Source organism: Candidatus Gastranaerophilales bacterium (genome assembly GCA_028696075.1).
Classification (GTDB): Bacteria; Cyanobacteriota; Vampirovibrionia; order Gastranaerophilales; family JAILCC01; genus JAQVHS01.
Map to the genome: position 1 here is coordinate 1 of JAQVHS010000017.1, position 23572 is coordinate 23572.

Sequence of the window (23572 nt, forward strand, 5' to 3'; positions counted from 1 at the left end):
CACATTGGAACTGTGTTCCAGTAAATAAGGCAAATCTATATCGCCCGGGCAGGGGAATTTTTTATAATCATAATTTTCAATAGGCCAGCCTTCAATCTTAATCGTACCGCTGTCATAGACAGTATCATACTTGCTCATTTTACCGGTATTTAAAGCAGATGCAACCGTAATAATTTTAAAGGTTGAACCGGGAGGGTAAACATCAGAAAGCACCCAGTTTTTTACTACAGAGTAATCATATTTATTGTATTCGTTAGGGTCATAAGAAGGCAAAACCGCCATTGCAAGGATTTCGCCGCTCCTTGGGTTCATAACTATTACCGTTCCTCTTTCCGCATCTGTAGCGTCAATCATTTTAGCAAGTTCCTTCTCCGCTACGTGCTGAATGGCTGAATCTATCGTAAGAACCAGCTTTTCACCTTTTATTGGTTTGGAAATTTCCTCGGGGTTAGTGCCAAAATCAAATATAACCCTGCCATGCCCGTCCTTCTGCAAAAAACGTGATTTTACTTTTTCAACTAATCTGGACCCCGTATGCTCCACACCTGCTGATATTTTTGCATCGGGGTTTACATACCCCAAAATGTGAGAAGCTAAAAGACCTTGAGGATAAACCCTTATATTTCTTTTTGCTATATCAAGACCGCCTATTTTGAGTTTGCGAAGCTCAAGCATCTTATCCCTGTCTATCCCTCTCATTATTGTAATTGTGGAATAATTCTGGGAAAGTTTTTCTGTCAGTTTTTTTTTATCAAGCTTCAACACAGGAGCTATAAGTCTTGCAATATCTGCAGGGGTTGTTTCTTTGTCAAAATATTGAGGATGCGCATATACATCATAAACAGAGCCGTCTGTAGCCAGCTTCAAACCGTTTCTGTCAACTATTTCGCCCCTGAAGACAAAAGCCTTGCTCGTTCTCATATGAATTGCTTTTTCTTTAAGCTGTCTCGGGTCAACCAGTTGAAGCTCTATAAGCTTAAGCACCAAAACTAATGCAAGCATTATAAAACATGCCTGCAAAATCCATACCGTTTTATTAAATCTTTTGGGCTTAATTTTAAAAATTCTCATTTATTAGAACCCTATTGCAGAGTTAAAGGAAGAGTTTTTGAAGGTAACTCTTTCTTTCTCCTTTACATCTCGCATTTCAACTTCAATAACTTTTTTAGCCTTATCAAAAGTAGTATTTGCAGCAACTTTATTTTCTACGGAGTAAAAAGATTTTATATTTTCAAGTTTATTTTCAAGTTCAATATTTTCGTAGTTCAACTCGCTGATATGTGTATATAAATTTGCCAAACGATTTTCGCTCAGACTTACAAGTGAATAAACGCATAAAAACGCAACAGCAGAGATACTAATTCCGCTAAGCAAAACCATATTCAGCCTGGTAGCTTTTTTATGGGCTATGTCATTAGCCTTCGACGCAGCATCATTTATACGCTCGGAAGTTTTTTTAACTTCGTGTTTTATATCAAATTCGTGATGTACATACTTTAAAGCAGGCATATTCTACTCCATTTTTCCCTAGACCTTCTTTGCAACTCTCAACTTTGCACTTCTTGAAGGCGGGTTAACTCTAATCTCCTCATCGGTTGCACAGAGCGGTTTTTTATTGATTAATTCAAGCGATTTTGGCGGGCATTTGCAAATCATATCTGCTTTTTTGCAATTGCAATCACTGGATAATTCTCTAAAAATTCTCTTTACAATCCTGTCTTCCAAAGAATGAAATGTGATAACTACTATTCTAGCATTTTTTTCCAAAAATGTTACTACATTTTTCAAGGTATTTTCTACATTTTTAAGCTCAGAATTTACCTCTATCCTAATAGCCTGAAATATTCTTGTAGCAGGGTGTACACGGGAATTCTTATAAGGCAGGGCGTGCTTTATAATGTCAGCCAGCTCCAGGGTTGTTTCTATCTTTTTCTGTGTTCTTTTTTCGACTATAACCCTTGCCAGTCGGCGTGATAAGCGCTCTTCGCCATAGTAATAAAATACATCCGCAAGCTCCTGTTCGCTATAAGTATTAATCAAGTCATAAGCCGTGAAATCACTGTCCAAATCAAACCTCATATCGAGTTTGGCATCCTTTGAAAAGCTAAAGCCGCGTGCCTGAGATGTAAGCTGGTAGTACGATGCGCCTAAATCCAAAAGAACTCCGCCTGTGATTTTAGATATATTTAATCTTCTTAAAGTTTCTTCAAAATTTGAATAACTATCCTTTACAATTGTAACATTTGAGAAAGGTTTGAGTTTTTCTGATGCAATATTTATCGCAACTTCATCAACATCAAAAGCAATCAATTTACCGTCAGGCTGAATTGCAGAAGCTATTTCGAAGCTGTGTCCGCCACCGCCCAATGTACAGTCAAGATAAATCAAGCCGTTTTGGCAATTCAGCCCGTCAACGGCTTCTTTTTTCATGACTGTATAGTGTTTAAATTCTTCGTTCATTATTCAAACTTCAACAATACTTTTAATACACCTTTTTCCTGGGCATATTTGAAAGCTTCAACAGCCTGACTAAAGCTGTATGTAGCGCTAATCAGAGATTTGAAGTCAAATATTTTCTTCCCAAGCAGTCTTAAAGCGGGTCTGAATTGACCGCAGCGTGAGCCTACAATAGTTATTTCGTCGATAACTACAGGCGCTAAATTCAAAGGTTTCTCGGCAGCGACCGTGCTTTTTAAAACCAAAATACCTCTTGGTTTAACAAGTTCAATTGCCTTTTCGAACCCGTTCACAGAGCCTGTAGCGTCTACAACTATATCATAGCATTTTGATTCTGTGGTATTTTCAAGCAATTGGGTTTTTACACCCTGTTTTTCAATGATTTCCAGTTTATTGGCATGTTTTCCTATAGTAACGATTTCGGCATTTGTAGTTGAAAGCACAAGCGAAACCAAAAGCCCCAGTTTTCCGTCACCTAATACCGCAACTTTCGCCGCAGGTTCAATATGCACCTGTTCCAGAATTTCAAACGCAGCTGCAATCGGCTCTGTTAGTACTGCTTCTTCATCCGAAATATTTTCAGGCACTTCAATAAGGTTAGCTAAAGGCATTGTAAGATACTCACAAAAACAACCGTCTTTTTTAAAGATGCCTAAAGTTTCACGATTTTTACAATGACGCTGCATATTATTGAAACAGTCAGGGCAATTTTCGCAGCCTAAATTTATTTCGCCTACTACCCTTTTACCTAAAAGAGTTTTGTCTTCATCGTTTATTTCGATAACTTTGCCGACGAACTCATGCCCGCAAATTCCCGAAAAACCCATATAGCCTTTTGTAATTTCAACATCCGTATTGCAAATTCCTGCAGTGGAAATTTTTATTAAGGCTTCACCTTTTTTTAGTGTAGGGTTTTTATAATTATCAATAAGTTTTAGTTCCTTATCAAATACTAATGCTCTCATTTTTCCTCCTTTTTTACAGTAATTTTGGTATTTCCATACGAAATACCTTTGTCAAATCAACATTTTTTAAAACAGCGCTGATTAAACTTTCGGGATTAACCGCTCCGTTTTCAGCGGGAAGTTTAGGTACAACGCCGAGAATTTCTATGTCTGAAATCTCTTTAATATATTTTGCACACGTCTTTATAGTCATATCTTTTGTTCCCTGCGGGTACAAATTCATAACCACTCCCAGAATATCAAGCCCATAGCCTTGAGCGGCTTTAATTGTCAGAAGAGTATGATTAATAGCCCCCAGATAAGGTTTTGTTACAATAAGCACAGGCAATTTAAGAAAGGCAGCCACATCTGCCATAAGAGTTTTTTTATAAACAGGGGACATCAACCCCCCTGCTCCCTCTGTTATAACGATATCAGCCTGCTCTTTCATATCGGTAAAGTCTTTTAAAATAAGATTCAAATTAATTTCACTGCCATTCAAATCGCACGCCAAAGACGGCGATACAGCAGGTTTAAAGTTATAGGTGGAATTGGTCTTGATATTGGAATCCACTTTTTTAACAACTTCAAGGTCAGGCGCCGTAAATTTATTTTTCACTATGCTGCAGCCTGTTTGCACGGGTTTATAAACAGCCATTTCATAGCCAAGACTCTGCATAACCCCGGCTAAACCCGCCGTAATTATAGTCTTACCCACATCAGTGTCTGTTCCCGTTACAAATATATTCATTTAGAACCTTCAAGTGTATATTGCATAAAATTTTCTTACTATTTAATATTAATATAAAAATGAATACTAAACACAAACGAGCAGGTGGCGACATGAAGAAACTTATTATATCAAGACCACTGCACAAGTCAGAAATTTTTGTTAAAAAACGGGCTTGTGTATTAGTCTTATTAGGGATTTTATTTTTTGTACTTATAAACGCAGCCTTTGCGGATGTATACAAACCCCAAAAAACAACAGCGCCGTACCCCCATTCTCCTGTTTTATACGGTTATCAAAGCACAGCGCCGTCTTATGAAGAAATATTGATAATTTTAGACTGTTCTTTCAGTATGGCAGACAGACTGGGAGCAGAAACCAAAATACAGGCAGCTAAAAGGGCTTTGAACAACGTACTTAACCAAATTCCTTCAAATATAAGGTTGGGATTGCGAATTTACGGGCATAAATTAACGTTTTTGGGGATAGGCAGCTGCACTGCTTCTGAATTAGCAGTACCTATCGGACCAAATAACACACAGCAAATAAGGAATGTGGTAAATGCACTAAAACCCGTCGGTTCCACACCTATTATTTATTCCATCAAACAGGCTGTTTTGTACGATTTTTCGCCAAATGCAAAAAAACGAATAATATTAATATCAGACGGTGAAGAAACCTGCGACGGCGACCCTTGCAAATACGCTTTAACTCTCGTAAGGGAATATAAAGACGTAAAAATCGACGTTATAGGCTTTAACCTAAACAACAAAAACGCGATAAATCAGCTGCAATGTGTTGCCCTGACTACAAAAGCAAATTTCTACAATGCCAATACCGCTGCTGAATTATACAACAGCCTCGGCAAAACATTAAACGTGCAAAAAGAAGTCCAGGGACAAATAATGTTTTAATATTATTCGGGAAGATTTTTAATATAATCCAAATATTCGTTTTTATAGTTTGGATTAATTCTCTTCAAGAGTTCTGCTTTTGTAATAAACCCCTCAGAAATAGCCGTTTCTTCAAGGCAGCCGATTTTTTCACCTTTGGTAAGTTCCATCGATTGAATAAAGTTACTTGCCTGCAAAAGGGTGTCATGAGTTCCTGTATCAAGCCATGCAAAGCCCCTGCCCAGGATTTCTATTTTAAGGTTATGATTTTTGAGATAAACATTGTTCAGGTCGGTAATTTCAAGCTCGCCTCTTGCAGAAGGGTTCAGCGACTTGGCTATCTTTACAACCTCATTGTTATAGAAATACAAACCTACTACAGCGTAATGTGATTTTGGATTTTGGGGTTTTTCCTCTATGGATACAACGTTCATATTTTTATCAAACTCTACAACACCGAACTGCCCCGGATTTTTGACTGTATAGCCAAAAACCGTTGCTCCCTGATTGTTTTTCACAGCAGATTTAAGCTGTTCTTCAAAGTTCTGACCATGGAAAATATTATCACCAAGTATCAAAGCTACACTATCTTCGCCGATAAATTTTTCGGCAATAATGAAGGCTTCCGCTATGCCTTTAGGGTGCGGTTGAATTTCATACTGAATATTAATACCAAGCTGAGAACCGTTACCCAGCAAGCGTTCAAAATTCAAAACATCATCAGGGTTTGAGATTATCAATATATCTTTAATACCTGCCTGCATAAGCGTTGATAGCGGATAATACACCATCGGTTTGTCATAAACGGGCAATAATATCTTGGAAATCGGAATGGATGCCGGATAAAGCCTTGTGCCTGCGCCCCCTGCTAAAATTATACCTTTCATATTTTCCCCAATATTCGGATAACTATACTAATTATTGAGGAACGCTCATTAATAGTCAAGGAGGTTTACATAGCACCCAAACTAGCGGTCAATATCAAATATAGCCATAAGTTCTTTTTCAGAGAGCTTTTTAGGGTTATTAGACAATCTTGCTTTATCTACAGAATTAACGACATAACACGTATCTACCGCACCCAGTTTTGTCAAGTCGTATTCTATACCGATATTTTCAAATAAATTTTTAAAATATTCACATGGTTTATCAGTACCAATCAGTTCATAAAGGCTTTTTAGTTGTGATTTTACAAATTCAGCCCCTCTTTTATCCTGAACATTCTCAACGTTAATATCAGCATTAAAACAGCAAAGTTTAGCAATAGACAAAGCAACCGCATGCCCGTGAGGGATATCGTACTTAGATGTCAAAGTATAAGAAATAGCATGGGCGGCTGTAGTTTTTGAAATATTAATCGCTTTGCCCGCAAGGTTTGAAGCAAGTGCCATTTTTCCCATAGCTTCATCATCATCCGTATTCACAAACTTTTCTATATAATCTCTTGCCAAAAGTATTGCCTCTGTTGCATATTCAAGGCTTGTTTGTGTAGAGTTAACGGACCAAAAAGATTCTATAGCCTGACAATACGCATCCAAAGCACACGTTGCCTTTACATACCGCGGGGTATCTTTTAAAAATCTGCTGTCAACTATAGCATAATCAGGCAATATTGCATTATTCTCGAGAGAATATTTCACTCCGTCTATGTAAAGTACGGCAAATTTTGTAGCTTCAGAGCCTGTTCCCGCGGTAGTAGGTATCGCAACAAGTTTAGTCTTATTTATAATATTGTCAAAAGGTTCGTCAAAATACTTAAGAACAGAAACTTTGTTATCTACTGCGAATTTATACAGTTTTGCAAAATCTATCACGCTGCCGCCGCCGACAGCTATTATCATATCAAATTTATCACCCGTTTTTGAAACAGCAGCATCAACTTCGGTTGCCTTAGGATTGAGCGAAAAATCATTATAATAAACAGTTTCTATATTTTTTAAAAAGTTATCAAACTCTTTCCTAAAAGGTTCAAAGGATTTTTTACCCGTAAAAACAAGAACCCTTTTGGCGCTATTTGCTTCAAGCAAAGATGGTAAATTTTCAAGGGAATTTCGCCCCAAAAAAGTTTTATTCTCGCTTAAAAAAGACATAAAAAGTTCTTTGTTTTCGCAAGGTTTTTCTTTCGGTCTGCCTAAATCCTTTCGGGCTTTAGTATTAACTTTGACTTCTAAAACAGCAGGTCCTTCTACCTTCAAAAATAAAGACAATACCTGCTCAAGTTCTTTCTTTGTTTTTACGCTGTAAAAATTTTTATACCCGCAGGATGAAAAAAGTTCGGGGATATCAACTTTTCTCGCACAAGTCGGCTGCGCACCAACCGAAACGTGAGCCTCGTTGTTAAAAATAATGTGTTTAAAGTTCTTAACTCCAAGAGAACCGATAACAGGTACCGCGCCTAAGTGCATTAAAGCGGCGCCGTCGCCGTCAAAGCAAAAAATCCTCTTTTCAGGCTTTTCAAGGGCAATACCTAACGCTATTGAAGAAGAATGCCCCATTGAACCTACGGTTAGAAAATCCTTTTTATGTCCCTGCCCTTGAGCTTCACGATATTCATAAAGCTCTCTTGAAATTTGCCCTGTGGTAGAGACTACAACATCGTCATCCTTTAGATGAGCTGTTATATACGAAACAGCCTCTTCTCTTGTCATTTCAAACTCGTTTTTTACCTTATTTACAAGAGTGTATTCTTCGAAAGTTCCGTTTTGCACAATAAAAGCATAAGGCTTTAAGGTTTCTGCCATATAATTCACGGCATTTGATACGCTTTTTTGTGCTTTATTGAAATCAACTGGTAATATTTCATATTTAATCCCCATTGTTTCAAGCAAACCGGCGGTAACTTTACCCTGCTTGATATGCTGCGGCTCATCTTTTTTCCCGGGCTCCCCTCTCCAGCCTATGAGCATTAAAACAGGGATGTTATAAACTTCATCATCAGTAAGAGAAAGCAGGGGGTTAACGCAATTTCCCAGTCCCGAGTTTTGCATATAAACAAGTGCGGGATTGCCGCTTGCTAAATAATGACCCGAGGCAAGGGCTATGGCATTTCCTTCGTTTGCGGTTATTATATTTTTTTCAGCGGTTACATTATCCTGAATATAAGCACAAAAAGGCTTAAGCAAACTATCAGGCACGCCGCAAAAAAATTCGATTTTATTTTTAACCAAACAGTCAAAAAAATCTTTAACCTGCATTACTCAGCTCCGTTTATAAGGGTTATAATTTCTTTTATATTCATACAATAACAGGAAGACGCTTCTGAGCAGCTTTGTTTGGCTAGTATCGACTGGGCTGTTTTTACCATTGCTGGATAGGCAGAGCGCAAAAGATGGTTTGCATAAATAACAACATTTATGCCGTTATCAATGAGTTCTCTTTCCGTAACATCGGCGTAGGAAGAAGGAACCACAACAAGCGGTTTGCGGTTTTCAAATTTGTTATATTCCCGTGCAAAAGCTTTTATCTCATCAAAACACTTACTGCAAGAGTGAATCATAATACCGTCCGCACCTGCTTCCAGGTAGGCTTTTGCTCTTGTCAGCGCATCATCAAGCCCTTTCCCCAAAATAAGGCTCTCAATACGAGCTATAACCATAAAATCTTCAGATACCTGCGCATCCTTACCCGCCCTAATTTTAAAGGCAAAATCTTCTATAGAATCTTGCTCTTGCGATACTTCGGTACCGAACAATGAATTTTTCTTCAGACCTATTTTGTCTTCTATAATAATAGCCGATACACCAAGCCTCTCAAGGGATTTCACGGTAAATACCAAATGTTCTTTCGGTCCGCCGTTATCACCGTCATAAATTATAGGCTTTGTTGTAACTTCTAAAATATCATTAATAACGTTAAGTCTTGTTGTTGTATCAAGATAGCCTATGTCAGGTCTTGCTTTTGCAGCTGACTGCGTTAAAGAAGATATCCAAATACCGTCAAACTCTTCCCTTTTGTTGTTACACATTACGCAGGTATTTTCGACAATTAAACCGCTCAAACCATTATGTGCCTCGCAAATTCTTACTATATCTTTGCTTTCCAATAATCGCCTTAGTCTTTTGCAGCGTACATCCGGAGTAGTGCCTATTTCTTTTAAAACCTGATTTAAGTTTGTTGAGGATATACCTTCCGTATAAGAAACTTCTACAAGCTCACCGCCCCATTGTGCAAGCGTATCAATAACCTTCTGTCTTGCTTTTACCTGAACTCCGGTTCTCCAATCGTCGCCATGGACTACGTAGTCAGGCCTTATCATTTCAAGGTTGTGAGTATAATCCAAGGTTTTTTGCGGAACAACTTTTGAAACGCCTTTTACATTTTCAACAACAACTTTGCGCTGCTCATAAGTCATAAACGGCAGCCTTTTATAGCTTGCTATGGCTCTGTCTGTTAAAAGACCTATAATAATTTCACCGCCAAGCTCTCTGGCTTTTTCAATAATGTTTAGATGTCCGGGGTGCAATAAATCAGCGCTCATTCCAATATAAATTTTCTTCATAATTACCTCCGGTTAAATTGCCATATCTTTTAGCTGCTTAGCTATAGTCTTTGTCGCATGGTCTTTTGCAATTTCGATATTTTTTTCCTTCATTAATAACAATTTATCACGATTTACGTACAAATCCACAATAATTTCTTTTAAATTATCCCTGTCGCATAGTTTATCATCAAGCATAATGCTTGCGCCTGTTTCTTCCATAGCTTTGGCATTAAATCGCTGGTGGTCATTAGCCGCATATGGATAAGGAATAAGAATACTCGGAAGAGCGCATATATTAAACTCACTTATGGACAAAGAACCTGCCCTTGCGACTACTAAATCCGCTGCACCCAAAGGCACTGCCATATTTTCAAAATAAGGTTTCACTATATAAGCAGGATTATTTCTAAGTTCACTACTTAAAGAATCCATATAAACCTCGTAATTTTTAAACCCTGTCTGGTGGATAAACTGCATATTATAATCAATAATAAGCTCATCCAAACACTCACAAATCGCCTTGTTTATAGATTGTGCGCCCTGTGAACCGCCCATTACAAGCACCGTGAATTTATCCTGAGCTAAAGCTAACTCTTCCCGGCATTCCTTTCTGTCAAGTGCGCTAAAAGTACTCCTTACAGGGTTGCCGTTAAATTTAACATTAGCGCCTTTAAGATAATCTTTTGCCTGTTCAAATGCTATACTGACTACTTTAGCGCCGTTTGCCATTTTTCTTGTAACAATACCCGGACAGGCATCACTATCGTGAAGCATATACGGGATTTTCAACATTTTACCCGCTATAAGAGCAGGTCCGCTGACATAACCGCCTGTACCCAAAATACAGTCGGGTTTTATACGTTTAAAATATTTTAAACAATCCATTACCGCAAAAAACAGTTGAAACATCCACTTAAAAAGCCCTAACCCTATTTTTCTGGGCATGCCTGATATTGTAATAGGAAGAAAAATAAAATTTTCATCGTCAACAACCGTCTTTTCCAGATTAGTAGGGTTGCCTACATAATAAATCTTCTTAACTTCCGGGTCTTCCAGCAGTTCTCTGCCGACAGCTACAGCCGTATAAATATGCCCGCCCGTGCCGCCGCCTGCCAAAACAATTTTTAAGCCTTTTTTTTGTTTATCTGATGTTTTACTCATGTTCAACTCTTTCCGTTCGTTTTCGTGAAATATTTAAAAGTATCCCTATCATAAACGTAGTAATCATAAAAGACGAGCCGCCATAGCTTATCAACGGCAAAGTTACACCTGTTACAGGGAATACTCCTGTTGCAACACACATATTGATAAATGCCTGAGCACCTATTATAAATGTTATACCAAATCCTAAAAGTTTGCCGAATTTATCCTCACATCGGGCTGAAATTTTAAATCCCCGTTTTATAAACAGAACAAAAAGAATTATCAGACAAACACTTCCCAAAAAGCCCAATTCTTCGGCTATAACAGCAAAAATAAAATCTGTATGCCCAAAAGGCAGCCAGTAAAGTTTCTGTTTTGAATTACCTAACCCGACTCCTAAAAGTCCGCCTGATGATATGGCATACCAGCTTTGAATAAGGTTATAACCTATCCCTTGAGGGTCAGAAAACGGGTCAAGCCAGCCTTGTATTCTGTTCATTTGATAAGTCGTACCTTTGATTTTCATAAGCAGCACCGGCAACGAACAAGCCCCGAAAAGCAACAACATTCTATAGCTCATGCCTGCCGCTAATGCCATGGCAACGCATGTTCCCGCAAGAAGCAAAAAGATACTCAGGTTCGGCTGTATAAATATTACGCCCATCATAAAAACAATCAGCCCGAAGTTAACGAGCATCTTTTCATCAAACAATGACTTCACCTGAGAAAGAGCGCTTGCCGCCAAAATAACACAGGCAAATTTGCCGAATTCAGACGGTTGTACAGGCAAAAAAGTAAGCCATCTTGAAGAACCGTAAGTAGTCTTGCCAAGCCCCGGAATAAGCGTAGCAACTATTAAAAGTATAATAACAACAGAAATAGGTATCGCCCATTTCTTCCACTTTTTATAGTCGATAAGAGCCGCTATAGCCATAAAAATAAAACCTATGACCCCAAAAATAAGGTGTTTAATCGGATAATAAAGCGGATTTTGGTAATAATCAGCCCCTTCAGGCGCGCCCGCAGAAAAAACGGCAACCGTCCCGAATATCGATAAAATTATAACGATAATAAGCAAATTCGCATCGACAGGATAAATTTTATATCTTGTTCTTGGCGGTTTTGTACGTTTAGACGGGTTACTTTTGTAAGACATAATTTTTAAAAGCCTTTCCCCTTTCTTCAAAATTGTTAAACATATCAAAGCTTGCGCAGGCAGGGGATAATAAAACATCCCCATGGTTTAATTTCCCTGCAATATCAACAGCCTCTTCCAAAGAATCAGCGCTTAAGATATTTTTAAAACCAAAGCTTCTCAAATTCTGCTCAAATCGCTCTGCTGCTTCGCCTATTAAAATAACGTCAGAAACTTTTTGTACAACAGTTTCGCAAAATTCGCCCAAATCGGTCATTTTATCTCTGCCGCCTGCTATCAGTACAACCTTATCTTTAAACGCTTTTAAAGCGCAAATTGTGGAATCGCAGTTAGTAGCTTTTGAATCGTTATAGTATTTAATACCGCCAATTTCTCTGACAAATTCAATTCGGTGTTCCGGTGCGGCAAACTCCTCTATGGTTTTTTGAATTATATTGTTATCCACCCCCAAAATCTTTGCCACACTGACAGCGCAGGCTATATTCTGGTAATTATGCCTGCCGAATAGCCTTGCTTTTGTTAAATCGCAAATTTTTTCTATATTTTGGTCTTTTTTATAAAATATTTTACTGTTTCTTTCAAAAACGCACTCTTGCTGAAATTCATCATCAAACGCAAAAACCTTAGCGGTTGTTTTATCTGCTATTTCACGGACGTTCTTATCCTGAAAATTCAACACCGCATATTCCGGTGTATTTTCACCGATAAAATGAGAAGCTTTTACCCTTAAATATTCTTCTTCACTGCCATGCCAGGTTACATGGTCGCTTGTATAGTTAAGAAAAGCAGAAACATAAGGCTTTAAATACTTCGTATAATTAATCTGGTAAGAGCTTATTTCCGTAACAAAAAAATCGACATCTTCATCCAGCAAACTCGTCGGCGGAATACCTATGTTTCCGCAAAAAGGCGCCTTGAAGCCCGCATTTGTGAGTATTTCGCTTAAAAGTTTTGTAGTGGTTGTTTTACCGTTAGTACCCGTTATTGTTATGAATTCGGATTTTTCAGGTTTGTTCAGGTATGCAAAATCAATCTCGCTTATTACCTCTTTATTATACTTTTCGACCGAAGTAAAAACATCGCTATGAGGCGGGATACCGGGACTTGTAACTATAATATCCGCGTTTTTAATCACTTCATCAGAGTGAAAGCCCATCTCTACTTTAATTTTCAGAGCGTTAAGCTCCGTTAATAGTGCTTCATCCCGAGGCGCAAAACTTCTCTTCTCCGTGATAACTACATAAGCGCCATTTCGTGCGGCATATTTTGCCACGGCTATGCCGCTGATTGATAAACCCAAGACCGTTATATTCTTACCCGCAAGCTGCATGACCTACACCATCAACAATCTTATTACTACAGCCAAAACACAAAAAACAAGGGTAACAGCCCAAAATGTATAAACTATCTTCAATTCACTCCAGCCGCAAAGTTCAAAATGGTGATGGATAGGCGACATTTTGAAAACCCTCTTGCCTGTGGTTTTAAAGCTTATAACCTGAATTATTACAGACAAAGTTTCTATGATAAAAATTATACCTATGAATAAAAGCCAAAATTCGTTTTTGCTTAAAATGGCAAGTGCGCCCAAGGCGCCGCCTAATGCCAAACTTCCCGTATCGCCCATAAATATTTTTGCGGGATATTTGTTAAAGTACAAAAATCCCAAACAAGCACCCGCAATAGCCGCCGATATAATGGATAAGCTTGTATATCCGTTTATAAAGGCAAGAACTGCCAGAGTTGTAAAGGCAATAAAAGAATTTCCGGCAGCCAGACCGTCAAGCCCGTCTGTCAAATTTACTGCATTAGAAGAGCCTATTACTATCAAAATAGCAAAAAGCGGGTAGAACCAGCCTAAATCCAGCTGGTATAAATTAAAAAAGTTAATTGCGGTGTTATTTACATAAACCATATAAAAAGCCGGCAAAATAGCTACAGCTATTTGCAGCATCAATTTACCCCTTACGGATAAACCCTCGTTATGTTTTTTTGTAATCTTTTTAATATCGTCCTGATAACCTGTAAAACAGTACAAAGCTATGGTTATTAAAGACATTATCCCTATGGCTGAAATAGCCTCCGCCATAAAAAGCGATACAACTGACGCTACTATGGCGGATACTACTATGATAATACCGCCCATGGTCGGGGTGCCTGCTTTTTGGTTATGTCTTTCGGGTACCTCTTCTCTAATGTACTGCCCAAGCGTTTTTTTCTTCAAAAAATCAAGATACGGCACACCTGCTATCATTGTCAAAAGCAGTGCTATTAATCCTGATACAAATACAAGTGTCATTTTAAATCCTTCAATCCCTTCAATATTTCTTCAAATCTCATTCCCCGTGAAGCTTTTAGCAAAACCAGAGAATTTTTATCGATGATTGTTTTCAAAAATGATACTGCTTCCTCTGTTGAACTAAAGCTTTTTGTTTTTTTATTTTCAACTTGCTCTGCTGCTATTTTAGCAAGCTCTCCTACAGTTGTGAAATAGTTTACATTTGAATTGTTTATTATTTCACCTGTTTTTCTGTGGTAATCTTTTTCAAATTCCCCTAACTCAAGCATATCACCAAACACAACTATAATATTTTTGTCTTTATAAATTTCGGAAACAGATTTGATAGAAGCCTCAACAGAAAACGGGTTAGCATTATAACAATCAGATATCACTGTTGCACCGCAATCCAAGATGGTTACCTCATTTCTGAATTCAACATTCCTGAAGCTTAACAATCCTGATTGAATTTCATCATGTTTCATACCGACATATTGCCCTATTTTGATGGCGACAAGAGCATTCAGAATATTAAACTCGGCAAATTCATTTATCCTATATAATGCGTCTTTGTAGTTAAAAATACTTCCCCCTGACGTTCTTGATATTATATTTACATCATCAAGGCTGTAAAACTCTTTTTTAGCCTCTGTTTTAACGTTATTTTTTATCAACTCGTCATCAAGAGCAAATAAAACCCCGTCTTGTTGCAAGTAGTTAACTATCTCGCACTTTGCTTTTGCAATATTTTCAAGTGAGCCTAAAATACCTATATGAGCAGGTCCGACATTGGTAATAACGGCAACATCAGGTTGCGCATATTTGGATAAAAGGTCTACTTCGCCTTGCGCTCTCATGCCCATTTCAATAACACAATATTGGGTTTCAGGTTCTATAGAAAGTAATGTTTGGCATAAACCTATTTCATTATTGTGGTTTTTAATTGATTTTTGAGTATTAAATTGGGAGTTCAATACAGCATAAACCATTTCTTTGGTAGTAGTTTTGCCTGAGGAACCTGTTATAGCTATTATTTTTACATTTTGTTGTTTGCGATAAAAGTTTGCTATTTTCAAATAAGCTTTCGAAGTGTCATCCACCGCTATAAAAAATCGTCCCTCCGCCAATAAATCTTTAAAATTATCAACATTATTTTTAGAAATGACAGCGCCTTGGCAGCCGCACTCAAATGCTTTAACTACAAAATCATGCCCATCAAATTTTTCACCTTTCAATGCGATATAAATATCATTTTTACTTAAGGTACGTGTATCTGTAGAAACAGAAAAATTCCCCAGTTTATCTGCGCTGCCGTACAATTTGCCGTTAGTACAGTTTATCAAATCTTTAAGCGCAAAATAAGGACTTACCATGGTGTTATAACTCTTCAGCTTCTTCCTGTGTATCTTTAGACAAAGCTTTGAGTAATTTTTTTGCAGCCTGACGTTGTACACTTGCAGGAGCTACTCTTAATAATTCTATGGCTTTAAGCATAACAGGGTCTTTGTCATACCAGCGGTTACCGCTAACCTGATAATCCTGAATTTGTTCATAAAGCCTTTCAATAACGTCTTTTGCTACCTGGTCTTGCAGATTCATCAAAAAACTTGCTGATTCGTCTTTGACTTCTTCCGCTGAAATGGATAAAAGCTCCAACGCTTCTTTTAAGACCGGGTCATTATCGTACCAACGCCTAAATTCGCTCATAAAAATCCCTCAAATAAACTTTAACTTTATAATAGCATATAATTTATTTTTTAAGAATTTTCTTAATATTTTCCTTTTCATCGTCAGGCAAATCAAAGGAAATGTATTTTTCCAGATATTCTTTTGCTTCTTCTTTTTCGCCTTTTGCAAGGAACATCACCCCGAGTTTTTTATATGCAGGATAATATGCCTCATTTATGGAAATGACGTTAAAAAGGTGATAAATAGCCTTGTCTATATCATTATTAGCCTCATAAGACAGTGCAATGTTATAATGAATATCGGCGCTATTGTCTATATTGTCTAAAACCTTTATATAATGGGCAATAGCACTGTCATAAAGTCCCATTTCATAATAAACTCTTGCTATATCATAGTTAGCGTCAATATTCACAGGGTCATTGTCTAAGACTATTTCAAGTTCGCTCAATGCCAAATCATACTGACAATCTTCAAAAAACAACATCGCAAGCCCATGGTGCAAATTCATTGATGAAGGGTTAGCTGCAACAGCAGTTTGCAAAGTTCCTATAGCATCACCTATAAGGCCTTCGGCTTTGTAAGCATTAGCCAAATTCAAGTAAACATCAGCGGCTTTTGAATTAAGCTCAAGCGCCTTTAAATAAAATTCTATAGCATGCTCATATTGTCCCAAACTGTAGTAGGATGTTGCTATATTATTAAAAGTCCAAAAATCACCGATTTCAGTGAATTCTAATGCTTTTTGAAAATAAGTTATTGCCTCTTCGTAATTTTTTTTATTATAAAACTCAAGGGCTTTTTGCGTATTTTTATCCATATCTCTCCGTTATTTTAAAACGTTGGTTTTTAACAGTTCTGCAACTTTTTCTTTGATAAATTCATGGTTTTCTTCAATCGGCTTATTCCCGTCAACCCTTATGAAGTTATATTCATCAACCATTTTTCCATATTCTTCTAAAATCTTAGCCTGATAGATTTTAAAAGATTCATAAAAATCCGTACTTAAACCTATATCTCTTCCCGATTCATAATAATCGAAACCCTTTGAAGCGATAATTCTTTTTAACAAAGGCTTAACCGGAATATCTATATAAAACGTCATATCGGGAGCAGGGGCATAATTATAGAGTTTTCTTACCCAGCTTGGTTTAACTCCTCTTACCACATCCCTTGCATAAGCTGTATAAGTATATCTGTCCATTAAAACAGCAAACCCTGCCTGCAGTGCGGGTAAAACCTGATTTTCAAGCCTGAATGCGAAATCCGAAGCATACATCAGGCTAAAAGTATTAGCGTTAAACAAATTACGTTCTTTGGCATCATCGATGACGCTTGCAATAAGTTCAGAAGATTTCCATTCGCTGATAACTACGCCGTAAGCCTCACATTCAAGGTATTTTTTCAACAGCTCAATCTGGGTCGATTTTCCTGAACCGTCCGTACCTTCAATGACTATCAAAAGTCCGTCATAGCCATGCTTTGTCTTACTTAGTTTGCCCAATTTTTATTCCTTTATTTGAAAGTATTTTCTTCACTATTTCCCTGAATTTTAACTGCTGGGAGTGAATAGACTGCGTTGCATCAATATTCACCAAATTATATTCATCAACCATTTTGTCATATTCTGATATTACACGTCCTTGAAAAATCCTGTAACTCTCATAAGGGTCATTGCTCAACTTTAAATCCATGCCTGCTTCATAGAACTTTGGCTGCCGATTAGAGCAAATCCTCTGCAATGAAACCTCTACAGGCACGTTAAAATACATAGCCAAATCAGGCTGAATAGCAAAACCGTACATGCTGCGAACCCAGCTTGAGTCAACGCCTCTTGCTGCATCTCTTGCAAAAGCGGTATAAACATACCTGTCTGCAAGTACGATAAAGCCTGCCTTAAGCGCCGGTATAATAACCTGTTCCAATCTGTCGGCAAAATCAACGGCATGCAACAGGCTGAAGGTTCTGGGGCTGAGCTGGGATTTTTTCTTGGCGAGCTTGGTGGTTTGAGAAATCAAACGTGAAGAATTCCATTCAGTAAAAATAACATCTTGAAACATTACACTCAGCCAATCGTTAAGAACAGAAAGCTGGGTAGATTTTCCCGAACCGTCGATACCTTCTACGCATATTAAAGTACCGGGTAAATTGTGCGATTTTTCTAAACGCATGTTGATCCTTGATTAATACCGTACCAAGAAAGATTCTATCATAAAAGAAGACCGCGGTACAAGTCAGAAAAATTTGTTTTTTTTAATTTGTACGAGGTCGACATGCCGGATGTGAACAAGCAAAAATGCTTGCGTTGAGCAAGTTTTACCTTGTGATACTCAATGCCATAAGACTTTGCATTATACTTGTATAAATAAATTTTAACTTTATGTACAATGTAAAAAATTTGTAATATAATGACAGAAAACTAGCAAATAAAAAATTTTTTCTAATTAATATAATCAGACTAGACTTATAAGAGATTACTATGAGTATAAATGCTATATCTTTTGCAAGAAATGCAAAGTCCGATATCTCATCGAAAGAAGCAGCCAATTCTGTTTCTATAGACAAGATTTTAGCTTGTATGGAAGACCCCGACAGCGTTGAATTTATCGGCAAAGCACAAGAAGGATTTAAAGAAATAGCCGATACCGTGTTATCTAACGAAAAGCTCAGGGGCATTGTAGGAGTGCCTGTGAAAATAGCTACAGTCCTAGGTTTAGGTGCATTGGGTTTCTTTACCGGCAAATTATTCTTTGCTAATCCCGTAACTAAAAAAGTTATAGGTTTTGTTGCAAAAGTACCGCAAAAGATGGGCTTTGATGCATCAGGCGCTATAAATAAAGGTTTTGATAAAATTTATGATTTAGGTGTAGGTTTAAAGAAAAAGATTTTCAGCATACCTGTTAAAAGGAAAAGAGAATTTATAAGCGATTATATTCCGCTGGCCAAAAGAAAGCTGGCAGAATTAACTGAAAAATGGTTTAAAAACGGCGTAAATGTTGATAAAGTAAAGGAACTTGCAAAAGCAAGTACAGTCAAAGGAAGAGCTCCTGTTACAACTGCCGTTCGCAGAGCTTTCGTTCAAAACGGTCTTTTAAAAACAGCCGGCGCTGCTTTGGGTATCTATAAAGGCGTGGATTTTGCAAAGGATGCACTTGATACTGACGTGGAAAATATTCCGGCATTACTCAAAAAATATGCAAACCCTGCCGCTGCTACTCTCATTGCAGGCGAAGCTTAGTTTTTTAAAATTTAAAATATTATTCCCGCAATAGTGGCGGACATATAGGATGCCAAAGTCCCGCAAATCAAGGCTTTAAGCCCGAGTCTGGCGAGGTCTTCTTTGCGGTTGGGGGCTATTTCACCTATTCCGCCTACTTGTATTGCAATTGAACCAAAATTTGCAAATCCGCATAATGCAAAAGTTGCTATTACTATAGAACGAGGACTTAATTGTCCTGCCTTAATCATAGGCAATAAATCGGTATAAGCGACAAATTCATTTATAACCAGTTTGGTCCCCATAAGCCCGCCGACCTGAGAAGCCTCAGCAAACGGAACTCCCATAAGAAACGCAAATATTGAAAACACAGTACCTAAAATACTTTTCAAACTAAATGCCTGCATATCCATTCCTAGTATATGCTCAATACCTGTATAATGAAAAACAAACAAACCGAATTTTCCTAAAATAGCATTAATCATGGCAATCAAAGCTATAAAGCCAATAAGCATTGCTATTACGTTAATGGATATTTTCATACCTTCTGATGCGCCTTGCGCAATAGCATCAAGTAAATTCACGTAATTCTGTTTAACATCAAGTTCAATAGAACCTCTTGTTTCCGATTTTTTGGTTTCAGGATAAACAAGTTTTGAAATAACAAGCGCTCCGGGAGCCGCCATAATACTGGCGGTTAAAAGATATTCCGCAGGAACCCCCATCCCTATATAAACAGCCATCACTCCGCCTGCAATGCATGCCATAGAACCTGTCATTGAAGCTAAAAGCTCTGAATTGGTCATTGTAGGTACGTAAGGTTTAATCATAAGCTGGGCTTCAACCTGACCTACAAAAGCGCTCGAAACATTGGACAAAGCTTCGCTGCCGCTGACTCTCATTATTTTATAAACGATTTTGGCTATAAAAGATACTATCCTTTGCATAAGACCCAGATGGTAGGCTATATTCACAAGAATTGCTATAAAGATAATTGTGGGAATCAGCTTAAGTGCAAAAAGGTATGCACCGTAATCGCCAAAAACTTCATGGTGCAGCAAATTCATTTTTGTAAGAGCGCCAAAAACAAAATCCCCGCCGGCATCGGAAAAAACCAGCAGTCTGTCTATTCCTACTCCTATTGCATGGAATATTTTCTGACCTATTGTGGTTTTTAAAATAAATAATGCCAGCGCTAATTGCAGGGCAAGTCCCGAAAATATTGTATACCAATTTATACGGCTTTTATTATTCGACAATAAATAAGCTATAAACAAAATAGCCAATATACCGAAAATCCCAAAAAATCTTTCCAACTTTACTCACCTCAAAAAGCTATAGAAATATAATAGAAAAAACATTAATAAAACACAATTAGTTAATATATTTGAAGCAGCTGAAAAATCTTTTAAGACAGCACTTTAATCATTTACGTAATATTTATTAAACAAACCAATGAGCTTAATTTCTTCTTCATTCCTGTCTTCGGGGAATTTTTTCAAGTATTTGTACAAATCATTTATTTTATATTGGGCAAAATAAGCTGCCATATTGATATCAAGTTCTTTTTCGTAAGCAGATATTAAAACTGATAAAATCTTATCGGTTGTAATATTAAAAAAGGTATCTATAACTTTAGGGTCAAAATGAGAGCCTGAACCTTCCTGAAGAATATTTAAAACATTTACAAAATCCATTCTGTCACGATAATGACGTTTTGATGTAATTGCATCAAATACATCTCCCACCGCCAAAATCCTGCCGCCTAAATGGATTTTTTCACCGCTTCTGCCTCTGAAATAACCTTTACCATCATATCTCTCATGGTGTGAAGATGCAATTTCAGGTACATCTTTTAATGCTTCGGTAAAATACATTTGGCGCAAAATATCAGAGGTGATTTCGGCATGTTTTTGAATATGCCTGTATTCATCATCGGTCAGCCTACCTTCTTTAAATAGAACGTTATCCTGAACCCCTATTTTACCTATATCGTGCAGTAACGCGGCTTTTTCAAGCGTATCAATTTTATCATCATCAAGTTTCATTTCTTTAGCGATGATAGAGGTATATTGGGTAACGCGAATTGAATGACCTGCCGTGATTCTGTCACGGGCATCCAAAGAGGTTGCAAGGGTGTTTATGAAGCTGGTAAATGTTTTTTGCTGCTCCAGAATCATTTGCTGCTGTTTTGTAAACAGATTGGCATTCTCAAGGGCAATACTTGCATTAGAACCGATTGCAACAAGCAGGTCCTCATCTTCATTGGTAAAATACTTGCCGCCTTGTTTATTTAAAATCTGGAACACACCTATAATCTTGTGGTCAAGATTTCTTATCGGCATACAAAGAATGTTTTGGGTTTTATAACCTGTTTGTTTGTCAATATCCTTATTAAAACGCTCATCATTATAAGCATCCTGGATATTTACAGTTTCGCCTGTTGAAATAACATGCCCCGCCAAACCTGCATTTGCGGGAAATCTTATCTCTTTGGAGTCCATTCCGAGTGCAACTTTTGACCAAAGCTGGTTATTTTCTTTATCATACAAAAACACGGTACATCTGTCCGCATTAAGCGCCAGCTTTGTTTCCTGAGCTATTACTTCTATAAGCCTGTCTATATTTGTTTGTGCAGATATAGACCGTCCTAAACGCAGAAGCGCCAAAAGCGGGTCTTTAGTCTGTTTAGACTGGTCATTTAAAATTTCCAGCAAATCCAGCGTATCTAAAAGCGCCTTGCTTTCTGAAAAAACTTTCTCTTTGCGGGCAGTTTTATTAACGATATTAGCCCATTCCTGAGCGTCTATTTCGTATAAAAAGTCTTCAATCTTTTTATTCAAAATAGGAAATTCGTTCTCGGAGGTAATATTTAATGCTTCAAGCAGACTTGCAACAACCATTTGAGGATTGTTAATCTTCTTATAAACCTTTGCAAGTTCAAAGTAGCATTTTGCTTCTTCAAAGTAAAGTTTTATATTACGGTACATTTCAAGCGCTTCATGCAAATTTGCAAGCGCCTCTTCATATCTTCCCGTAATCACGAATATATCAGCTTTTAACTGTTTTACAAGAGCATGCCCTCTGATTGACGACCCTCTGTCAAATACAGGTATCACTTCATTCTTTAGATGAGAAATAGCTTCGTCTATTTTCCCTTTTTTAATAAGCAAAGAAACCATTGTTGCATTCAAATACCCGCATACGGGTTTATCTTTGCAGTTCGCACATTTCTCTAATGCCTGATGAAGATAGTTGTCCGCTGCCTCTAAATCGCCTATGGTAATATTAATCTTTGTTATTTCATCTATAATACGCAAATAGGTTAGGTTATCGTCATAAACTTTTACTATTTGTATGGAAGACTTCAACTCAACTAACGCTTTTTCATAATTTTCTATAGAGATATAGTAACGGCCGATTAAAAGCCTTGTCGTCGCAATTTCCAAGTCCAAATTATATTTTTGCTTAACCTCAATAGCATCTTCGAGATATTTAATTGCTATATGAAAATTTGAAGATCTTAAATAAAATATACCAAGATTGTCTAATACCCTTGCATACACAAGGCTGTCCGCTACAGTCATAGTTAAGGCTTTTTTATAATAATTCAACGCTTGGGAAAAATTCTTTTCGTTATAATCAATCATGCCGTTATACAGCAGAATCAGCGCTTTAACATCATCAGCCTCAGGGCTGTCGTATCCCTGAACAATATACAAAGCATCATTTAGAAGAGTATGTGTTCTTATTAAACGGGTATTATCGCTGTAATAGTTAAAAAGAGCTAAATGCGCCAAACAACAGGCAATTTTAATATCATCATTGTGTTCAATATATATTTTATGCGCAATATTGTAGTATTCTGCAGCTTTTATAAAATTACTTTTAAAATATTCAAAATAACCCAAAACACAACAAACCTCTGCCCTTTGAATATCAATGGTTTCAGTGTCTAAAAGCAGTTCAAGCTGCTGCGGTGTTTTATCGAAATATTTGAATAAAGATAATTTTTTTGTTTGCATTACACGCCTCTAAAAGAATTATAGCATTTTTTTGAAAAAAAGATAACAAAAAAAAGAGCCGTCAGTTAACTAACGGCTCTTTTAAACTGTAAATTATCCTTTCACAGGGATTCTCATACAGTAGAATGACCTGTAAACAAAATAAAGTGCAATCAATAACAGGACAACTCCGCAATAAGGAGCCATCGCCCTGAATGATTCTGAAATAGATATTTCCATAGCTAATAATCCGAATAAAGTTGTGAACTTAATAATAGGATTCATAGCAACAGAAGAAGTATCTTTGAACGGGTCACCCACAGTATCCCCAATAACGGTAGCGTCATGGAGTGCGGTACCTTTTTCATTCAATTCAACTTCTACGATTTTCTTCGCATTATCCCAGCACCCGCCGGCATTTGCCATAAATACAGCCTGGAACAAGCCAAATACCGCAATAGCAATCAAGTAGCTGACGAAGAATGATACTGCGTTGTTTGACACCGGTGTCGGAGCTGATAAAAACGCGAATTCCAATGCAAACAGGAACAACGCTATAAATATATTAAACATACCTTTTTGCG

General features: G+C 37.3%; 22 protein-coding genes. 2 read left to right on the forward strand and 20 right to left on the reverse strand.

Annotation, left to right across the window (positions count from 1 at the left end; all coding sequences use genetic code 11):
* From PHX18_08775 to bioD, 5 genes are all read right to left on the reverse strand, one after another.
* Positions 1-1071: penicillin-binding transpeptidase domain-containing protein (locus tag PHX18_08775; protein ID MDD3594702.1), on the reverse strand; the 1071-nt coding region annotated here is incomplete at its 3' end.
* Between the two features lie 3 nt (positions 1072-1074).
* On the reverse strand, positions 1075-1509 hold the full coding sequence (locus PHX18_08780; protein MDD3594703.1) for a hypothetical protein: 435 nt from the start codon (positions 1507-1509) through the stop codon (positions 1075-1077).
* Positions 1510-1527: 18 nt separating this feature from the next.
* A complete protein-coding gene (rsmH, locus tag PHX18_08785; GenBank protein MDD3594704.1) occupies positions 1528-2460 on the reverse strand; it encodes a 16S rRNA (cytosine(1402)-N(4))-methyltransferase RsmH in 933 nt (310 codons plus the stop codon).
* Entirely contained in the window at positions 2460-3422 is a 963-nt protein-coding gene (locus PHX18_08790) for an alcohol dehydrogenase catalytic domain-containing protein (GenBank protein ID MDD3594705.1), read from the reverse strand. Before PHX18_08790 ends, rsmH begins: the two co-directional genes overlap by 1 nt.
* Positions 3423-3435: 13 nt before the next feature.
* On the reverse strand, positions 3436-4152 hold the full coding sequence (gene bioD / locus PHX18_08795) for a dethiobiotin synthase (protein ID MDD3594706.1): 717 nt from the start codon (positions 4150-4152) through the stop codon (positions 3436-3438).
* A 92-nt stretch (positions 4153-4244) separates the two neighbouring features.
* Here bioD and PHX18_08800 point away from each other — a divergent pair, with 92 nt between their 5' ends.
* Positions 4245-5045 carry a VWA domain-containing protein gene (locus PHX18_08800; GenBank protein ID MDD3594707.1) on the forward strand — a complete coding sequence of 267 codons (801 nt, stop codon included), beginning with the start codon at positions 4245-4247 and terminating at the stop codon, positions 5043-5045.
* Positions 5046-5047: 2 nt separating this feature from the next.
* On the opposite strand, the gene rfbA is transcribed toward PHX18_08800, so the two are convergent.
* The 12 genes from rfbA to tmk (PHX18_08860) all read right to left on the reverse strand — a co-directional run bounded on the left by rfbA (position 5048) and on the right by tmk (PHX18_08860) (position 17938).
* Positions 5048-5911, reverse strand: a complete 864-nt coding sequence (gene rfbA / locus PHX18_08805) for a glucose-1-phosphate thymidylyltransferase RfbA (GenBank protein ID MDD3594708.1) — start codon at positions 5909-5911, stop codon at positions 5048-5050.
* 81 nt (positions 5912-5992) lie between these two features.
* The gene (gene aepY, locus PHX18_08810; protein ID MDD3594709.1) at positions 5993-8218 is read right to left on the reverse strand and encodes a phosphonopyruvate decarboxylase; all 2226 of its coding nucleotides are present in this window, start codon (positions 8216-8218) and stop codon (positions 5993-5995) included.
* Positions 8218-9522, reverse strand: coding sequence for a phosphoenolpyruvate mutase (gene aepX / locus PHX18_08815; protein MDD3594710.1), 1305 nt, complete (start codon positions 9520-9522; stop codon positions 8218-8220). The genes aepY and aepX overlap by 1 nt, the downstream gene beginning before the upstream one ends.
* A 12-nt stretch (positions 9523-9534) precedes the next feature.
* Complete coding sequence (gene murG / locus PHX18_08820; protein ID MDD3594711.1) at positions 9535-10665, reverse strand: undecaprenyldiphospho-muramoylpentapeptide beta-N-acetylglucosaminyltransferase; 1131 nt, start codon at positions 10663-10665, stop codon at positions 9535-9537.
* Complete coding sequence (gene ftsW / locus PHX18_08825; GenBank protein ID MDD3594712.1) at positions 10658-11803, reverse strand: putative lipid II flippase FtsW; 1146 nt, start codon at positions 11801-11803, stop codon at positions 10658-10660. The genes murG and ftsW overlap by 8 nt, the downstream gene beginning before the upstream one ends.
* A complete protein-coding gene (gene murD / locus PHX18_08830; GenBank protein MDD3594713.1) occupies positions 11787-13133 on the reverse strand; it encodes a UDP-N-acetylmuramoyl-L-alanine--D-glutamate ligase in 1347 nt (448 codons plus the stop codon). Before murD ends, ftsW begins: the two co-directional genes overlap by 17 nt.
* A gap of 3 nt (positions 13134-13136) precedes the next feature.
* Positions 13137-14102 (reverse strand): phospho-N-acetylmuramoyl-pentapeptide-transferase, encoded by a 966-nt coding sequence (gene mraY / locus PHX18_08835; GenBank protein ID MDD3594714.1) that lies wholly within the window; start codon positions 14100-14102, stop codon positions 13137-13139.
* The gene (locus tag PHX18_08840; GenBank protein ID MDD3594715.1) at positions 14099-15454 is read right to left on the reverse strand and encodes a UDP-N-acetylmuramoyl-tripeptide--D-alanyl-D-alanine ligase; all 1356 of its coding nucleotides are present in this window, start codon (positions 15452-15454) and stop codon (positions 14099-14101) included. The genes mraY and PHX18_08840 overlap by 4 nt, the downstream gene beginning before the upstream one ends.
* Positions 15455-15458: 4 nt before the next feature.
* Positions 15459-15788 (reverse strand): hypothetical protein, encoded by a 330-nt coding sequence (locus PHX18_08845; protein MDD3594716.1) that lies wholly within the window; start codon positions 15786-15788, stop codon positions 15459-15461.
* 43 nt (positions 15789-15831) lie between these two features.
* Positions 15832-16587, reverse strand: coding sequence for a tetratricopeptide repeat protein (locus tag PHX18_08850; GenBank protein ID MDD3594717.1), 756 nt, complete (start codon positions 16585-16587; stop codon positions 15832-15834).
* 9 nt (positions 16588-16596) lie between these two features.
* A complete protein-coding gene (gene tmk, locus PHX18_08855) occupies positions 16597-17271 on the reverse strand; it encodes a dTMP kinase (GenBank protein ID MDD3594718.1) in 675 nt (224 codons plus the stop codon).
* The gene (tmk, locus tag PHX18_08860; protein ID MDD3594719.1) at positions 17255-17938 is read right to left on the reverse strand and encodes a dTMP kinase; all 684 of its coding nucleotides are present in this window, start codon (positions 17936-17938) and stop codon (positions 17255-17257) included. Before tmk (PHX18_08860) ends, tmk (PHX18_08855) begins: the two co-directional genes overlap by 17 nt.
* Before the next feature lie 308 nt (positions 17939-18246).
* Between tmk (PHX18_08860) and PHX18_08865 the strand changes: the two genes are divergently transcribed.
* Entirely contained in the window at positions 18247-19005 is a 759-nt protein-coding gene (locus tag PHX18_08865; GenBank protein MDD3594720.1) for a hypothetical protein, read from the forward strand.
* 11 nt (positions 19006-19016) lie between these two features.
* On the opposite strand, the gene PHX18_08870 is transcribed toward PHX18_08865, so the two are convergent.
* From PHX18_08870 to PHX18_08880, 3 genes are all read right to left on the reverse strand, one after another.
* Entirely contained in the window at positions 19017-20300 is a 1284-nt protein-coding gene (locus PHX18_08870; protein ID MDD3594721.1) for a nucleoside transporter C-terminal domain-containing protein, read from the reverse strand.
* A gap of 105 nt (positions 20301-20405) precedes the next feature.
* The gene (locus PHX18_08875) at positions 20406-23009 is read right to left on the reverse strand and encodes a tetratricopeptide repeat protein (GenBank protein MDD3594722.1); all 2604 of its coding nucleotides are present in this window, start codon (positions 23007-23009) and stop codon (positions 20406-20408) included.
* Positions 23010-23102: 93 nt separating this feature from the next.
* Positions 23103-23572 (reverse strand): sodium/proton-translocating pyrophosphatase (locus tag PHX18_08880; GenBank protein ID MDD3594723.1); only part of this gene is annotated, 470 nt, incomplete at its 5' end.

Coding starts and splice junctions, on each gene's coding strand:
- PHX18_08840 (MDD3594715.1), bottom strand. CDS start 15,454: ATGGTAAGTCCTTATTTTGCGCTTAAAGATTTGATAAACTGTACTAAC.
- murD (MDD3594713.1), bottom strand. CDS start 13,133: ATGCAGCTTGCGGGTAAGAATATAACGGTCTTGGGTTTATCAATCAGC.
- rfbA (MDD3594708.1), bottom strand. CDS start 5,911: ATGAAAGGTATAATTTTAGCAGGGGGCGCAGGCACAAGGCTTTATCCG.
- PHX18_08790 (MDD3594705.1), bottom strand. CDS start 3,422: ATGAGAGCATTAGTATTTGATAAGGAACTAAAACTTATTGATAATTAT.
- PHX18_08875 (MDD3594722.1), bottom strand. CDS start 23,009: ATGCAAACAAAAAAATTATCTTTATTCAAATATTTCGATAAAACACCG.
- aepX (MDD3594710.1), bottom strand. CDS start 9,522: ATGAAGAAAATTTATATTGGAATGAGCGCTGATTTATTGCACCCCGGA.
- bioD (MDD3594706.1), bottom strand. CDS start 4,152: ATGAATATATTTGTAACGGGAACAGACACTGATGTGGGTAAGACTATA.
- PHX18_08800 (MDD3594707.1), top strand. CDS start 4,245: ATGAAGAAACTTATTATATCAAGACCACTGCACAAGTCAGAAATTTTT.
- PHX18_08850 (MDD3594717.1), bottom strand. CDS start 16,587: ATGGATAAAAATACGCAAAAAGCCCTTGAGTTTTATAATAAAAAAAAT.
- PHX18_08780 (MDD3594703.1), bottom strand. CDS start 1,509: ATGCCTGCTTTAAAGTATGTACATCACGAATTTGATATAAAACACGAA.
- rsmH (MDD3594704.1), bottom strand. CDS start 2,460: ATGAACGAAGAATTTAAACACTATACAGTCATGAAAAAAGAAGCCGTT.
- murG (MDD3594711.1), bottom strand. CDS start 10,665: ATGAGTAAAACATCAGATAAACAAAAAAAAGGCTTAAAAATTGTTTTG.
- PHX18_08845 (MDD3594716.1), bottom strand. CDS start 15,788: ATGAGCGAATTTAGGCGTTGGTACGATAATGACCCGGTCTTAAAAGAA.
- PHX18_08865 (MDD3594720.1), top strand. CDS start 18,247: ATGAGTATAAATGCTATATCTTTTGCAAGAAATGCAAAGTCCGATATC.
- mraY (MDD3594714.1), bottom strand. CDS start 14,102: ATGACACTTGTATTTGTATCAGGATTAATAGCACTGCTTTTGACAATG.
- aepY (MDD3594709.1), bottom strand. CDS start 8,218: ATGCAGGTTAAAGATTTTTTTGACTGTTTGGTTAAAAATAAAATCGAA.
- tmk (MDD3594719.1), bottom strand. CDS start 17,938: ATGCGTTTAGAAAAATCGCACAATTTACCCGGTACTTTAATATGCGTA.
- ftsW (MDD3594712.1), bottom strand. CDS start 11,803: ATGTCTTACAAAAGTAACCCGTCTAAACGTACAAAACCGCCAAGAACA.